Below are 13,672 nucleotides of genomic sequence, written 5' to 3' on the forward strand. Positions count from 1 at the left end.
TCGAGAGGGTGCGGGGCGGCGGCGCGGGGGCGGGGTACGGGGGGCCCCCCCCCCCCGGCAGCGGGGGGATTTTGGGATTTATCTTGCGGGCGGACCCCCGGGGGAAAACTTGACGGGTTGGGTGGGCTGTTTTTGTTTTATACCCGCGCGGGGGGGGGGGGCGGGGGGGGGCCGGGATCCGTCGGCCCCGCGCGCCCGTTCAGCGGGAGAAGTAGGCCTTGACGCTGACGGCCGGACCGCCTGCGTACTTCTGCACGGCTGCCGCGGCGTCGCCGGATACTGTCACGGATGCCGTACTGCCTGCCGGGACCGTCGTCAGGCCGCCGATCGCGACCGCCTCGGCCACCTGCTGGGATGCGCCGGGCTTCGGCGCGTCGTAGACCAGGTAGACGATGCGGACGGACACGGGTGCGGTGTTGGGGTTCGTCAGGACGACCTGGTGGAAGGCGTCGAACTTGCTCATGGGTCGGCCGGCCGCGTCGGCCGGGGTGGCCCGGACGGCGGAGGCGTCGGCCGGAAGCTGCTCCGGAGCAGCCTCCTTGACGGTCACCCGGACGTCCTTGACCCGGTCGGCGCCGGCGCCGCTGAAGGCCAGGACGTCGTAGCCGTCACCGGGTTGGACGACGAGGCCGCCGCGGTCGCTGCCGTAGGCGGTCGTGACCCGGACGTCCGGCAGGTCCTTCCCCGCGCCGTCCACCGCGGTGATGACCAGGGTCGGCGCCACACTCGTCGGCCCGTCGTTGCGGATGGAGAGCGTCTGGTCGATGTACTCGCTCTCGCCGTGCGCCTGGTAGCCGAAGGAGAGCGCCGCCGGTGCCGGGCTCGCGGGGCCGGTTGCGGCGGCCGAGGGTGCCGCGGCGCCGGTGGCCGGCGGGGGCGGGGAGGCCGCGTCGGCGGCCCCCGACGACCGGGCGGAGTTCGGACCGCAGCCGGCGATTGCGGCGAGGGCGAGGGCGGCACCGGCGACGGCCGCGGCCTGCCGGTGTCGAACGGAAGATCGAGCGATGCTTGGCATTTGCGGGAGAGTAGCGCAAGTGAACGACACCGCTGCCGGGTGACCGGCGGTCGTTCGTCCAGGTCGGCACCCGGGGCGGTCGTGATCCGGGCCGCCCTGGCCACCCCCATGGACGCCGCATGGAGCCTCATGGGCGCCTGCACGGCCGTCGACGCGGTCCGTACCGGCATCGGTCCCGCCGACATCGGCGCCGCCGCCCTCGAAGGGATCGCGCTCACCTCGGCCGGTGCCGAACGGCGCCAGCAGGGCCGCACGGCTCCTCGACCTCACCCTGGGTGGCCTGCGGGCTGCCGGTGAGGAGGGCGCGTGGGGGCAAAGAATCCGGCGCGGGTGGAACCGAGTCGGGACACGATCGCGGCAGTGCGCGAACAGTCCCGACCTAGCCTGGCGGCATGACTGCAGACCGCACGTCCGTACGCCTCCGCCGCCCCGCCGTCCTGGCCGGGGCGGCGGCCCTCCTCCTCGGGGTGTCCGCCTGCTCCTCCGGCGGCAGCACCGCCGGGTCCGGTCGGCTCTCCTACGACCAGGTCCGCTCCACCGCGCGCGACCTGTCCGCGGGTGGCGCCTGTCCGTTCGGCCTCGACCTCGCGGCGGCCCTCAAGGCGGCCGGGATCGAGCGTCCGGTCACCGCCGGGGCCGGGAAGCGGCCCGTGGCGGAGGGCGAACTCGGCGACGGCCTCCCGGCCCAGCCCTGGCCCGCCACCGCGACCCCGCTGCCCGGCATGCCGTCGATACCGGCCACGCCGCCCAGCGCCCAGATCACCTGCCACTACACGGTCGGCGCCACCCCGGTGCGGGTCGACCTGCTGGCCACCCCGGTGTACGGCCCGGCGTTCGCGCTGATGCTGCCGCACATCCAGCGCCATGGCGCCATCAAAGTAAGGAACTTGGAGCAGTTCGCCGCGGAGCAGCCGGGTGCCGGGCAGACCGCGGTCACCCCCGAGGGCGGACGGGTCGGGGTGGCCCGGGTCGCGTCCCACGGCCCGGGCGACCTCGCCCTGGTCGTTGCCCAGGACACCGAGGCCCGGACCGAGCCGGCCCTCACCGGGGAGCCCCTGCGCAAGGTCACGGAGCGGCTCGCCGCCCAACTCCGCCCGTAGGAACCGCCGGAGCAACGTGGAAGGGGGAGGGGGAGAGGTAGGGGTAGCCGTAGGGTGGACACGCCTGCTGGCCGCACTGTGGAACGGGAGTGACGGGTCGTAGCTTCGGCGTCATGGAACCCACATGTTCGGCAATTACCTTACGGTCCGTGCTCCGTCGGTTGGGTGCGGGGGCGGCGGGTCTGGCCCTCCTGGGCGCGGCGAGCGTGTCGACGGGCGTCGCGTCGGCGGATGCGGTGCACTCGCGCGATCGCGGGAGGCTGCTCTCCGATTCGACGATCGCCCTGACGGAGAAGGAGGACCTGGCCACGGCGCTGTCCGAGGCCGGGTACGACGCGGGTGCGGTCCGGTTCGGGGTTGCGGCCCACCGCCTGGTGTACCGGACCGTGGACCCCGGCGGTCGGCCGATCACCGCGAGCGGGCTGCTCGTGCTGCCGCTCGGCGGCGAACACGCGTTGCGGACCGTATCGTTCACCCACGGCACGGTCGTCCACCGGTTCGATGCCCCCTCCACCTCGGTCGGGGCGGGATTCGTGTCCTCCCCGGCCCTCACGTACGCGTCCGCCGGCTTCGCCGCCGTCGCCCCGGACTACCTCGGCCTCGGCACCGGCCCGGGGCTCCATCCCTGGATGGACGTGCCCTCGGAGACGACCGCCGCCGTGGACATGCTCCGGGCAGCGCGCGCTTTCGTCCTGCGCACGGGCCGGGAGCTGGCACGCGACGTGCTGGTCACCGGGTTCTCCCAGGGCGCCTCGGCCGCGATGGGACTCGCGCGCACGCTCCAGGAAGGCGGCGACCGGTGGTTCCGGCTCCGGGCCGTCGCTCCGGTCGGGGGCGCCTATGACTTCCGGTACGCCGAGTTGCCCGCGCTGCTCGACGGCTCGCTCGAAGCGAAGTCGAGTGTGCTGTACGCCGCTTACCTCCTTGTTGCCTGGAACCGGCTGCACCGGCTGTACGGATCCCCGGGCGAGGTCTTCCGGGCGCCGTACGCCGACACGATCGAGGACCTGTTCGACGGAGCGCACACCGGTCCGCAACTCGTCGCCGGCACGCCCGATACCGTGGACGCACTGCTCACGACACGGGGCCTGGCGCTGCTGCGCCACCCGAGCGGCCCCCTGGCCGACGCACTTCGGGTGGCCGACAGCACCTGCGACTGGGCGCCGCGTGTCCCGGTCCGCCTGTACGCGGCCGAGGCGGACGAACAGGCGGCCAACGCCAACACGGACCACTGCGCGACGGCGCTCCGGTCGCACGGCGTGCACCCGGCCGTCGTCAACCTCGGCACCCCGGACTTCAAGGGCTCCCGGCACCTGGGCTCCAACGTCGCAGCCACGGCGGCCATCGTGCGCTGGTTCGACGGGCTGGGCTGAGAACCCCCTCGGACCGCCCGGCGGCGCCGACCCGCGTCGGCCCACCGCGGCGGTCGTCCGCGTACGGACCCGTCGGCGGGGAGGGCAGCGGATTCCCCGGTGCTACCTGCCCGAACATATCCTCGGTGGGAGACAGGACATACGGTGCGGTTCGAGGCGATGAGGAAGCAGATGAGCACAATCCCGGCGGAGATCGACACCCCGGACATCATGGTCGACCTGGACGTCCTCGAACGGAACGTCGAGCGGATGGCCGCGGCGCTGAAGGCCAAGGGCCTGGCGCTGCGCCCGCACGCCAAGACCCACAAGATGCCGGAGGTCGCCGCGCGGCAACTCGCGGCGGGGGCCGTCGGACTGACGGTGGCGACCATCGGGGAGGCCGAGGTCTTCGCCGAGCACGGTGCCACCGACCTGTTCATCGCCTACCCGCTGTGGATCGGGCCCCGCCAGGCGCAGCGTCTGCAGCGGCTCGCCGAACGGGCCGGGATCGCCATCGGCACGGACTCCGTCGAGGGGGCGGAAGCGGCGGGCCGCCACCTGGGAGCCGCGGCCGGCGGCATCGAGGTCATGGTGGAGATCGACAGCGGCCACCATCGCAGCGGGGTCCGCCCGGAGCAGGCCGTGGAGGTTGCCCGCGCGGCGGCCGGGGCGGGGCTGCGGGTGGCCGGAGTGTTCACCTTCCCGGGCCACAGTTACGCTCCGGACATGCCGGCGAAGGCCGCCGAGGAGGAGCAGCAGGCCCTTGGGCGCGCCGCCGAACTGCTCGCCGCCGCGGGCTTCGACATCGAGCGGGTGAGCGGCGGCTCCACCCCGACCGCGGAGCTGACGGCCGGCTCGGCGGCCACCGAGGTGCGGCCGGGCGTCTACGTGTTCGGCGACGCCCAGCAGCTCGAACTCGGGCGGTGCACCCTGGCGGACATCGCCCTGACCGTCGCGGCGACCGTCGTCAGCAGGCACGAGGGCACGGACGGCGAGCCCCGGCGGATCGTGGTGGACGCGGGCAGCAAGGTCCTCGGCGGCGACCGGTCCGCCTGGGCGACCGGCTTCGGCCGGCTCATGGACCACCCCGACGCCCGGATCACGGCGCTGTCCGAGCACCACGCCACCGTGCAGTGGCCCGACGGCGGCGACCTGCCCGCGCTCGGCGAGCGGCTGCGCGTGGTGCCCAACCACGTCTGCATCGCGGTGAACCTCGTCGACGACGTCGCCGTGGTCCGCGGCGGCGAGCTGGTGGACCGCTGGCGCGTGGCGGCGCGCGGCAGGAACGCCTGACCGCCGGGGTGCTCGGGTCGGCGGCGCCGCCGTAGGCGCGGCGGCGCCACCGTACGCGCGGTGGCGTCGCCTCCGCTGCTCTCGGGTTCCTCCGGGGATCTTCCTTCGGGATCTTCCTTCGGGGTCGGGGCGGGGATCGGCCAGTCCGACGGGGGCGGGCGGGCAGTGTTTCGGTGCGGGGCGCGCGGGCCGGTCGCGGGCGGTCGTCCGGTCCGCTGCCTGTGCGGATGCGGCCGGGCCCGCGGGTGGACGGTGCCGAGCCTGCGGTACGGCCCGGCCGGGCCCGGTAGGTCGACGGAGCGAGGTCGGTGCAGCTCATCCGGCCGGGGCGGCGGGCGCTCGCCGGGTGGCTCAATCCGTACTCGACCCGTCGTGGCGCCGGAGGTTAGCGTCGGGGAGCCCGGTGCGACGTGCTCGCGTCAACGACGCGCGGCCCGGGTGCTGTCGGGCGAACACGCGCCGGTACTCACCGGCGCGGCGGCGGGGACCGGCCCGGTGCCGGTGGACGCCGTCCACCATCCGAAGGGGGAACAGCACATGCGATCGAACACGGTGACGAGGTCACTCGTCGGACTCACCGCCGCCCTGGGCATCGCCGTCGGCGGTGTGGCGGGCGCGGGCGCGGCCTTCGCGGCCCCGGCCGCCCCGGCTGCCCAGGCCGTCCAGGTGGAGTCCGCCACCCAGGGCGTCCTCGCGGTGAACAACCTCGGGCTGAACAGCGCGCAGGCCCAGAACGTCCAGCGCTGGCTGCGCGAGCACTGGGGTTACGGCGGGGCGATCGACGGCCAGCTGGGCACCGAGAGCTGGAAGGCGTTCCAGCGCGGGCTCAAGACGTACTGGGGCTACGGCAGCTCGATCGACGGCATCGTCGGCACCGAGACCGTCAAGGCGCTGCAGCGCCTGCTGAAGGCGCACTGGGGCTACACCGGCGCGATCGACGGCGAGGCGGGCCCGGGCACCCAGGCGGCGTTCAAGAGGTTCGCCGGCTGACGGTCCGGCCCAATGGCCCGCCGGGGGACGGCCCACCGTCCGCCCGGCGGGCCGTTCCCGCACGGTGCCACCGGTCGGGCGTCAGAAGGAGCGGCGCGGCGGAGTCAGGCGGAGGCTTCCGGCCGGCTCAGTAGCCGCGGACCAGGAGGTCGACCCGGGTCTGGGGCCAGGTGGTGTGCAGGTAGTAGTCCTCGGCCGCGCGCCGGCGCAGGATCCACGCCTCGGGGTTCTCGCCGCGTGCTCGGACGCGCCGGAGGCAGAGGTCGCGCGGGGCGTCGACGTAGGCGGTGGCGTGGTAGTAGGGGGCGAGTTCAGGGCGGGCGGAGTAGACGCCTTCGACGATCACGGTGGTGCCCGGGGCGACCTCGCGCCAGTCGCCGAGCCGTCCGGTGGTCCAGTCGTAGACCTGGTAGCGGGCGGCCCGGTCGTCCCGCAGCGGGGTCAGGACCTGGTCCCGGAGGCGTTCCCAGTCGACGTAGCGGTGGTAGCCCTGCTGCGCGTCGAGCCGCTCCCGCTCCTGGTCGGGCATGGGACGGTAGAAGTCGTCGACGTGGACGACGGCGGCCGGGGCGTCGAGGAGTTGCGACGCTGCGGCGGCCAGCGTCGTCTTGCCCGACCCGCCGGGGCCGTCGATGGCGATGATCCCGGTGCGCCCCCGGGCGCGGGCCGGGCGGAGGACGGCGTCGGCGATGTCCTTGGCCCGTTCGATCACGTCCGTGAACCGGTGGTGCACCTGCAACTCGGTGGTCCGCGCTGCGCTCGACAGGACGGCGGTCTTGGCTCGCCCCTGGTCCCCGGGCCCGGCTCCGAGCAGTTCCCGCGTGATGAGGATCGACTCGATGACGGTGGCCCCGACGTCCCGCAGCAGCCGCTGGACGTGTTCCATGCCCTGCTCCCGGTCGTGCAGCAGCGGCGCGCACCGTTCGACGAGGGCGGCGAGCCGGGCCGCGCGCTCCGGGGGGAGGCCCCGGACGTTGTCGAACACGAGAACTCCTTGGGGTGAGCCACAGCGCGGGTGCGAGGCGGTGTGCGCGGCGGGGCCAACCTACGGCCCGGCCGTCCGGGGCCGCCACCGGATTCCGGGCCGCGCGAACCGGTGAGCGCCGAGGCCTGCGGCGTCCTCGTGCTCACAAGGGGATGAGGACGTCCTGGTGGGCCCCGTCGAGGACGAAGCCGTTGTCCAGCCGGACCCGGACCGTCACCCGCTTCCCCTGCTCCCGGTGGGCGGCCCAGTGCGGCTCCAGCGCGGCGATCTCGGTCTCCAGCCGGTTCCGGCTCGCCGCCGGCATGGTGTGCCCGTAGTCCTCGAACAGCGCGGTGAGGCGCTGGTACTCAAGGACCTCGTGGCTCTCGGGGAGTTCCCCGTCCACCCGGTCGACGGTGCCCTCGATGCCGGCTCCGAGCGAGAGGAACCCGACCACGGCCCCGGGCTCCCCGGCGACCGCCTCGCCGATCGCCAGGTCCTCGGCCAGCCGTACGCGCCGGCCCTTCTCCAGGGTCATCCGTCCTCTGCCTCTCCGTCGTCCGGTGCCGCCGGCCGGGCCGGCCTGCTGCCCGGCCATTATCCGCGGCGCGCCCTCGTCGGCATCAACGGCAGCTTCTTCATGCCGGACGTCAAGGCCGACGGCAGCGCCATGAGTTTCGGTGTCTCCGCGCGCGACGGCAAGCTGCTCGGCGCGTCCTGCTTCGACCCGCACCCGACCTCCCCCACCGACGACCGCACCGGCGTGCTCCTCCAGTACAACGTCCCGTACCTCAGCGTCTTCCGGACCGAGCTGTCCGTCGGGGTCCGCGGCAGCGCCGAACGGCTCACCGTCGACGACATCAACCGCAACCCCGGCCTCGCCCGCGGCTGCCCCCGCGACGCCGACGACCTGGCCCACCGCACCGCGTACGAGGTCGACGGCAAGGGGGTGACCGTCTACGCCGACCCCGACGAGATCGTGCTGTTCAACGACGCCTACCGGCTGCCCACGCCGAAGCGCGGCAACAACGGCGACCGCGACGCCGCCGGCAAGGAGGTGATCACCGCCGACAACGACCCCGGCTTCGAGATCGTCCTCGACTCCGACGGCCGGATCACCGAGGGCGGCGACCGCGGCGGACGTGACGTGCCCGTCCGGGGCCACATCCTGCAGGCGACCGGCGCGGCCAACACCGCCTGGCTGAAGGCCCAGTACGCCAAGCGCGGCACCCTCGGCTTCACCCTGGACGTCGGCCAGAAGCTCAAGGACGTCACCCGCGACCGCTACGTCGACCTCGACGAATCGGTGGACCTCGTTGCCGGCGGCCGCCGCATGCTCGTGAACGGCAGGAGCGACTTCAAGACCGACGCGGGACCGTGCTCCCGCATCTACGAGCCGGACGGTGTCACCAAGAAGAAGGTCGACCAGGACCACCCGATCACCCTCGCCGACGTCTGCCGCGACGCCCGCACCGTCCTCGGCGTCGACGGCTTCGGCCGCACGGTGTTCGCCACCCTCACCGGCCCCCGCGACCTCAAGGGGCCGTTCACCGGCGCCCACGTCGACGGCGACCTGCTGCCGCCGCTCGCCGACCTGCTGGCGAAGGCCGGGCTCATCGACGCCGTCAACCTCGACGGCGGCGGCTCCACCACCCTGCTCACCGACGGGACCGTCCAGAACGGCCTGGCCGACGTCTCCGCCGACAAGGACACCCGGGTGCTGCGCCCCGTGTTCGACGCGGTCTACGCAGGCAAGGGCGGTGTCCCGGTGCTGCCGGTCGCCGGGGGCTGACGGACCACCCCTCCCGCCACCGCACGCACCCGGGGCCCGCCGCGCACGCCGCGCCGCGGGCCCCGGGCGTACGGACCGGCCGCCGCGCGGCTGTCACCCGTTCGGCGGGCGCGTGGTCGTGGCCGCCGTCGCGACCCGGGAGGCTTGCGGTGGCGGCAGGTCGGCGGCCGTCCGAGGCGAGGAGCGTGAGATGACCCACCACACCGGACCGGGTCCGGCCCGGCAGGACATCGCGCAGGCCAACGCGGCCGCGCGGGGCCGCCTGCCCTTCGACGACACGCGGGACCTGCAGGATGCGCGCCGGGGCTTCCTCGGGACCGCCACCGACCCGCTGATCCGGGACGGCGAGCGGGTGGTGTGGGACCTGGAGGCGTACGGCTTCCTCGACCAGGACTGCCCGGACAGTGCGAACCCGAGCCTGTGGCGGCAGAGCCGGCTCTGCTCCGACCACGGCCTCTTCGAGGTGGTCGAGGGCATCTACCAGGTCCGCGGGTTCGACCTCTCCAACATGACCGTGGTCGAGGGCGAGCGCGGCGTGCTGGTGATCGACCCGCTGATCTCCGCCGAGACCGCGGCCGCCGCGCTCGCCCTCTACCGCGCGCACCGCGGTGACCGCCCGGTGACCGCGGTCCTGTACACGCACAGCCACGTCGACCACTTCGGCGGGGTGCGCGGCGTCCTGGCGGAAGCGGAGATCGCGGCCGGCGTCCCGGTGATCGCCCCCGAGGGGCTGATGGAACACGCGGTCAGCGAGAACGTGTACGCCGGCACCGCCATGGCCCGCCGCGCCGCGTACATGTACGGGGCCGCGCTGCCGAAGAACCCCCGCGGGCAGATCGGGGCCGGCCTCGGCCAGACCACCTCCACCGGCACCGTCGGCCTCGTCCCGCCGACGCTCGACATCACCCGCACCGGGCAGGAGGAGACCGTCGACGGGATCCGGATGGTCTTCCAGCTGACCCCCGGCACCGAGGCCCCGGCCGAGCTGAACATCTTCTTCCCCGGGCACGGCGCGCTCTGCATGGCCGAGAACGCCACCCACAACCTGCACAACGTCCTGACCCTGCGCGGCGCCCAGGTCCGCGACGCGCGCGTCTGGTCGCGCTACCTCACCGAGGCGATCACGCTGTTCGGCCACGCCGAGGTGGCGTTCGCCTCGCACCACTGGCCGGTGTGGGGCAGCGAACGGGTCACCGCCTTCCTCACCGAGCAGCGGGACCTGTACGGGTACCTGCACGACCAGACCCTGCGGATGATCAACCGCGGGATGACCCCGCTGGAGATCGCGGAGGCGATGCGGGTGCCGCCGGCCCTGGAGCGCGCCTGGCACACCCACGGCTACTACGGGTCGTTCAGCCACAACGTCAAAGCGGTCTACCAGCGCTACCTCGGCTGGTTCGACGGCAATCCCGCCCACCTGTGGGAGCACCCGCCGACCGAGGCGGCCGCCCGGTACGTGGAGTTCATGGGCGGCGCCGAGGAGGTGCTGCGCCGGGCCCGCAGGTCCTTCGAGGACGGCGACCACCGGTGGGTCGTCCAGGTCGTGAACCACGTCGTCTTCGCCGACCCGGACAACGCCGAGGCACGCGCGCTCCAGGCCGACGCGCTGGAACAACTCGGCTACGGCAGCGAGAACGGCACCTGGCGCAACTTCTACCTGATGGGAGCCCTCGAACTGCGCGAGGGCTCCGTCGGCACCCCGACCACCCCCCTCTCGCCCGACCTCTTCGCGGCCCTGACCCTGGAACAGCTCTTCGACTCGCTGGCCATCCGCATCGACGGGCCGACCTGCTGGGACGCCGACCTGTCGGTGCGCTGGAACCTGCGCGACGGCGGGGCGTACACCTGGCGCCTGCACAACGGCCTGCTCACCCACGGCACCGCCGACGGCCCGGACAGCGCCGACCCCGGCGTGCAGATCACGCTCGACGAGGCCGACCTGCGCGCCCTCCTCCTCGGCACACTCGCACCAGCTGACCTCCTCGCCCCCGGCCGCGCCGACATCGGCGGCGACCCGGGCGTCCTCGCCGAACTCCTCGGCCACCTCACCGACCCCGACCCCGACTTCGCCATCGTCACCCCCTGACCGGGCCAGAGGCGCGCGGCACCGCCGTGGTGCAGCCGTCCTGTGCTTCCGGATGGCCCGAGCGCCACCGCGCGATCGCCGCGGTGGCGCTCCGGCCGCACGGGAACGGCGCAACCGCCCGGCCGCGTCCTCCCCGGTCGGGGGCGCCACCCCGATCGGCGGGGACGGGCACGGCAGGGGACCGGCACGGCTGCATCGCAATTCGCCGCGTGGGCAAGGGACTTCGATACCGAACGGGACCGCCGCTCCGCCATCCCCGACCCGGCCCGGGAGTCGGGCGCCGCGCTGCCCCGGCGGTGCCGGCGAGCATCCAGCGCTTCCAGCTCGGCGAGGAGACGGCGCCGACCTGATCGCCAAGGCGGACACCGCGGGCGACCCGCCACTTGGCGTCGGGCGAGGTCGTTTCGTGGCGGACGTGGCAGCGTCGGCCGGGCCGGTGGTCGCGGCGATCCCCGGGGCCGACCCGCCACGCACACCCGCCGAACCGGAGGCCTCTGCCGCCGCCGCGCGGCACGGGGCCGGAACGCGATGAACTTCGGACGCGGAGTGGAAGCGGCTGTGGCCGTTGCTGCCGGGGAGCAACAGGCGACGTTCACAGCGCGAAGGGCCGGTAGGCCAGGGCTTGTTCGACCACCGTAGCCGCCGTCGGCGCCGACCCGTCGGGCCAGAAGATCAGGTCACTGACATAGCCGCTCGGACAGCCGAGGGCCCTGTCCAGTGCCTCCAGCGCACGATGTGCCTCGGCGGCATCGGCGTAATCCGCATCCATGATCCTCTGCACCACTGCAACGGCATCCTCGCGCGTCACCACCACGGCCACCCCCTCCAGGAGTAGGGGAGCCTAGCTGGTCGGCCGGACACCTCCGACAGGAGCTGTCCGGCCATCAACAAGCTGAAGGATCAGCACGCAGTGGCTACGTGCGGCGACGGGCCGGTACGTCCGCCGCAGCACCGCCACTGCAGCGGCCCTGGTCAACCGGCTTCGGACGTGGTCCGCTGACAGGACCAGACTGCTACTCGACAGTGATGTCTTCGTAGGTGATCGTCACCGTTTCCGTCGCCGGCCCGGACTCGGCAGCTCCCAGCGAGGGTCCCTCCCAGCGGGATGCCCAAGCGTTGCTGAGGTGAATACGGCGGACAGTCTGCTTCCTCGCATCCTTCAAGGCGATCGTGATGTTCTGCCGGGCAGCGTCGAGGTCGGCGTTGACCAGAGTGGCCTTGATCCAGTCGGTGAACGCGGTGCTCTTGTCCAGGCCGCGGGTGATCGTGATCTCACCGGTCCTGCGCGCGCCCGGCTGCTTGCGAATGAGCAGCTCACCGGTCGGTGAGACCTGTCGGATTTCGACGACGTCCTGCTCCAGTTGCAGCCCCGATACGGACTGAACGGTCTCGACCTGGAACTTGCCCAACTCGATGGCAAAGGTGCTGCTGCTGAACGAATCACCGGTCAACACGATGGACGCCTCCCACGGCTCATGACTGGATGGGCCGTTGATCATTTCCTCCGGCCCGCAAAGTGCCTAACGCCACAAGCTCGCGGAGGTCACATGATCGGCCGGACATCTGCTCCTAGCCGTTGTAGGTCTCGAACCTGACGACGGCCGCGACCGTGCCCTCCCAGCGGACCTCGATGTCCACCCAGTCGATCCGGCCGCGGGCGGGCGGGTCGATCCTGGTCCGGAGGCCGTCGCCCTCGGTCCGGTCGAGGACGTTCTCCGGCAGGGTGGTGACCCAGTCGCGTGCTGCGGACCGGGGCATCCGGAACTCCCCGGTCCAGGCGGTCGCGAAGTGGCTGCCGGCGATCTTCGTGCACCCCAAAGGAGCCGTCGTGCCCCTCCTGTCGACCTCCACCCTGTCCGCGCCCGACCGGGCGGAGTGCTGGCGTGACGCCGTGTCGCGCACCTTCATCCCGCTGGAGGTGACCCTGCGCGAGGAGTCCCCCTCGCCCTCCACGATCGTCAGCCACCGGCTGGGCCCGCTGCAGATCGCCCTCGTGGAGTCCGGTCCGCAGACGGCGACCCGCTCGAAGCGCATGATCGCCCGCGGCGGCGAGGAGTACGTCACGCTCGCCCTCCAGCACACCGGGACGGCCCAACTCGTCCAGGGCGGGCGGCAGGCCGTGCTGCGGCCGGGCGAGTTCTGCATGTCGGATTCGGGCCGCCCGTTCGCCAAGGACCTGCCGGACCGCTTCTCGCCGCCGCCTGGAGTTGTGCCGGCACGAGCTCTTCAGCCAGGCGGGCAGCGGCCCCAACGTGGCGTCGATCGCCTACCGCTGGGGCTTCGTGAACGCCGCGTACTTCAGCCGGTCGTTCAGGGCCGCGTTCGGGATGTCGCCCCGCGAGTGGCTGGTGGCGTGCCGCGCCGGCTGACGCCCGCCGGCCGCCCGGGGCAGCTCGGCGCAGCTCGGTCGCCGTGGTCGCCTTGGGCAGCTTCGTCCCCGTGGGGGCGGGGGAGTAGGGTCGCCGTGTCGAGGGGGAGGATCATGGACACGTTCACGTTCGAGCGGCTGCACCACGTCCAGCTGGACGTTCCGGCGGGCTCCGAGGAGCAGTGCCGGCAGTTCTGGGGCGGCGTGCTCGGGATGACCGAGCTGGCGAAGCCCCCGGTGCTGGCGGCCCGCGGCGGCTGCTGGTTCCGCGCCGGCGGGTACGAGGTCCACCTCGGCGTCGTCCGGGAGCCATCCCCTTCGCCCAAGGCACATCCCGGCATCCTGGTGACCGGCCTGGACGCACTCGCCGCCCGGCTGGAAGCCGCCGGACACCCCGTGGTCCGGGACGGGAACTTCCCCGGCTTCCGCCGCTTCCACTGCGCCGACCCCTTCGGCAACCGGCTGGAGTTCCTGGAACCCGACCCCGCGGCCTGAGCGTTCCGAGGCGGACGGTCCGCCACGGCCGGGGTACCCGGGCGGGCTTCCGGGTGCGGCACGGTCGGGGTCAGCCGGGGGTACCGGGTGGCGGTGCGGTGTCCTCCAGGAAGCCGAAGGCCAGACCGGTCAGGAATCGAGAAGCCCCGGCCGCCGTGCAGCGCCTAGCGTGATGGTCATGGCAACCACCGCTTCCCCCGCAGCCCGCGTCTCCCTC

General features: G+C 73.4%; 14 protein-coding genes and 1 pseudogene. 10 read left to right on the forward strand and 5 right to left on the reverse strand.

The window, feature by feature from the left end; translation table 11 throughout:
* Window positions 1-199: 199 nt before the first annotated feature.
* On the reverse strand, window positions 200-1,015 hold the full coding sequence (locus ACWGB8_RS24245; RefSeq protein ID WP_452215670.1) for a hypothetical protein: 816 nt from the start codon (window positions 1,013-1,015) through the stop codon (window positions 200-202).
* An 81-nt stretch (window positions 1,016-1,096) separates the two neighbouring features.
* On the opposite strand from ACWGB8_RS24245, the gene ACWGB8_RS24250 reads away from it, so the two are divergent.
* The 5 genes from ACWGB8_RS24250 (at window position 1,097) to ACWGB8_RS24270 (ending at window position 5,750) form a co-directional block, all read left to right on the forward strand.
* The gene (locus ACWGB8_RS24250) at window positions 1,097-1,312 is read left to right on the forward strand and encodes a hypothetical protein (protein WP_452215671.1); all 216 of its coding nucleotides are present in this window, start codon (window positions 1,097-1,099) and stop codon (window positions 1,310-1,312) included.
* 95 nt (window positions 1,313-1,407) lie between these two features.
* Entirely contained in the window at window positions 1,408-2,115 is a 708-nt protein-coding gene (locus ACWGB8_RS24255; RefSeq protein WP_452215672.1) for a hypothetical protein, read from the forward strand.
* A 113-nt stretch (window positions 2,116-2,228) separates the two neighbouring features.
* On the forward strand, window positions 2,229-3,488 hold the full coding sequence (locus ACWGB8_RS24260; RefSeq protein WP_452215673.1) for a lipase: 1,260 nt from the start codon (window positions 2,229-2,231) through the stop codon (window positions 3,486-3,488).
* A 171-nt stretch (window positions 3,489-3,659) separates the two neighbouring features.
* Window positions 3,660-4,760 (forward strand): alanine racemase, encoded by a 1,101-nt coding sequence (locus ACWGB8_RS24265; protein ID WP_452215674.1) that lies wholly within the window; start codon window positions 3,660-3,662, stop codon window positions 4,758-4,760.
* Window positions 4,761-5,297: 537 nt separating this feature from the next.
* Window positions 5,298-5,750 carry a peptidoglycan-binding domain-containing protein gene (locus tag ACWGB8_RS24270; protein WP_452215675.1) on the forward strand — a complete coding sequence of 151 codons (453 nt, stop codon included), beginning with the start codon at window positions 5,298-5,300 and terminating at the stop codon, window positions 5,748-5,750.
* Window positions 5,751-5,877: 127 nt separating this feature from the next.
* Here ACWGB8_RS24270 and ACWGB8_RS24275 read toward each other — a convergent pair whose 3' ends face one another.
* Together ACWGB8_RS24275 and ACWGB8_RS24280 are read right to left on the reverse strand one after the other, a co-directional pair.
* The gene (locus ACWGB8_RS24275; protein WP_452215676.1) at window positions 5,878-6,735 is read right to left on the reverse strand and encodes a uridine kinase family protein; all 858 of its coding nucleotides are present in this window, start codon (window positions 6,733-6,735) and stop codon (window positions 5,878-5,880) included.
* Window positions 6,736-6,877: 142 nt separating this feature from the next.
* The gene (locus tag ACWGB8_RS24280; protein WP_452215677.1) at window positions 6,878-7,252 is read right to left on the reverse strand and encodes a hypothetical protein; all 375 of its coding nucleotides are present in this window, start codon (window positions 7,250-7,252) and stop codon (window positions 6,878-6,880) included.
* Between the two features lie 102 nt (window positions 7,253-7,354).
* On the opposite strand from ACWGB8_RS24280, the gene ACWGB8_RS24285 reads away from it, so the two are divergent.
* Entirely contained in the window at window positions 7,355-8,506 is a 1,152-nt protein-coding gene (locus ACWGB8_RS24285; RefSeq protein WP_452215678.1) for a phosphodiester glycosidase family protein, read from the forward strand.
* A gap of 190 nt (window positions 8,507-8,696) precedes the next feature.
* Entirely contained in the window at window positions 8,697-10,592 is a 1,896-nt protein-coding gene (locus tag ACWGB8_RS24290) for an alkyl/aryl-sulfatase (RefSeq protein WP_452215679.1), read from the forward strand.
* 592 nt (window positions 10,593-11,184) lie between these two features.
* Here ACWGB8_RS24290 and ACWGB8_RS24295 read toward each other — a convergent pair.
* Both ACWGB8_RS24295 and ACWGB8_RS24300 read right to left on the reverse strand, forming a co-directional pair.
* Window positions 11,185-11,400 carry an e9imm peptide gene (locus ACWGB8_RS24295; protein ID WP_452215681.1) on the reverse strand — a complete coding sequence of 72 codons (216 nt, stop codon included), beginning with the start codon at window positions 11,398-11,400 and terminating at the stop codon, window positions 11,185-11,187.
* A 205-nt stretch (window positions 11,401-11,605) separates the two neighbouring features.
* The gene (locus ACWGB8_RS24300; RefSeq protein WP_452215682.1) at window positions 11,606-12,046 is read right to left on the reverse strand and encodes a phage tail protein; all 441 of its coding nucleotides are present in this window, start codon (window positions 12,044-12,046) and stop codon (window positions 11,606-11,608) included.
* Window positions 12,047-12,222: 176 nt separating this feature from the next.
* Here ACWGB8_RS24300 and ACWGB8_RS24305 point away from each other — a divergent pair.
* The 3 genes and pseudogenes from ACWGB8_RS24305 to ACWGB8_RS24315 form a co-directional block, all read left to right on the forward strand.
* A pseudogene (locus ACWGB8_RS24305) lies at window positions 12,223-12,846 on the forward strand (cupin domain-containing protein); the annotation flags it as partial.
* Window positions 12,800-12,961 carry a helix-turn-helix domain-containing protein gene (locus ACWGB8_RS24310; protein WP_452215683.1) on the forward strand — a complete coding sequence of 54 codons (162 nt, stop codon included), beginning with the start codon at window positions 12,800-12,802 and terminating at the stop codon, window positions 12,959-12,961. The pseudogene ACWGB8_RS24305 and the gene ACWGB8_RS24310, both read left to right, overlap by 47 nt.
* Before the next feature lie 113 nt (window positions 12,962-13,074).
* Window positions 13,075-13,455 (forward strand): VOC family protein, encoded by a 381-nt coding sequence (locus tag ACWGB8_RS24315; protein WP_452215684.1) that lies wholly within the window; start codon window positions 13,075-13,077, stop codon window positions 13,453-13,455.
* Window positions 13,456-13,672 lie beyond the last annotated feature (217 nt).

The organism is Kitasatospora sp. NPDC054939 (assembly GCF_053610105.1).

Coding starts and splice junctions, on each gene's coding strand:
- ACWGB8_RS24245 (WP_452215670.1), bottom strand. CDS start 1,015: ATGCCAAGCATCGCTCGATCTTCCGTTCGACACCGGCAGGCCGCGGCC.
- ACWGB8_RS24255 (WP_452215672.1), top strand. CDS start 1,408: ATGACTGCAGACCGCACGTCCGTACGCCTCCGCCGCCCCGCCGTCCTG.
- ACWGB8_RS24260 (WP_452215673.1), top strand. CDS start 2,229: ATGGAACCCACATGTTCGGCAATTACCTTACGGTCCGTGCTCCGTCGG.
- ACWGB8_RS24265 (WP_452215674.1), top strand. CDS start 3,660: ATGAGCACAATCCCGGCGGAGATCGACACCCCGGACATCATGGTCGAC.
- ACWGB8_RS24270 (WP_452215675.1), top strand. CDS start 5,298: ATGCGATCGAACACGGTGACGAGGTCACTCGTCGGACTCACCGCCGCC.
- ACWGB8_RS24280 (WP_452215677.1), bottom strand. CDS start 7,252: ATGACCCTGGAGAAGGGCCGGCGCGTACGGCTGGCCGAGGACCTGGCG.
- ACWGB8_RS24285 (WP_452215678.1), top strand. CDS start 7,355: ATGCCGGACGTCAAGGCCGACGGCAGCGCCATGAGTTTCGGTGTCTCC.
- ACWGB8_RS24290 (WP_452215679.1), top strand. CDS start 8,697: ATGACCCACCACACCGGACCGGGTCCGGCCCGGCAGGACATCGCGCAG.
- ACWGB8_RS24315 (WP_452215684.1), top strand. CDS start 13,075: ATGGACACGTTCACGTTCGAGCGGCTGCACCACGTCCAGCTGGACGTT.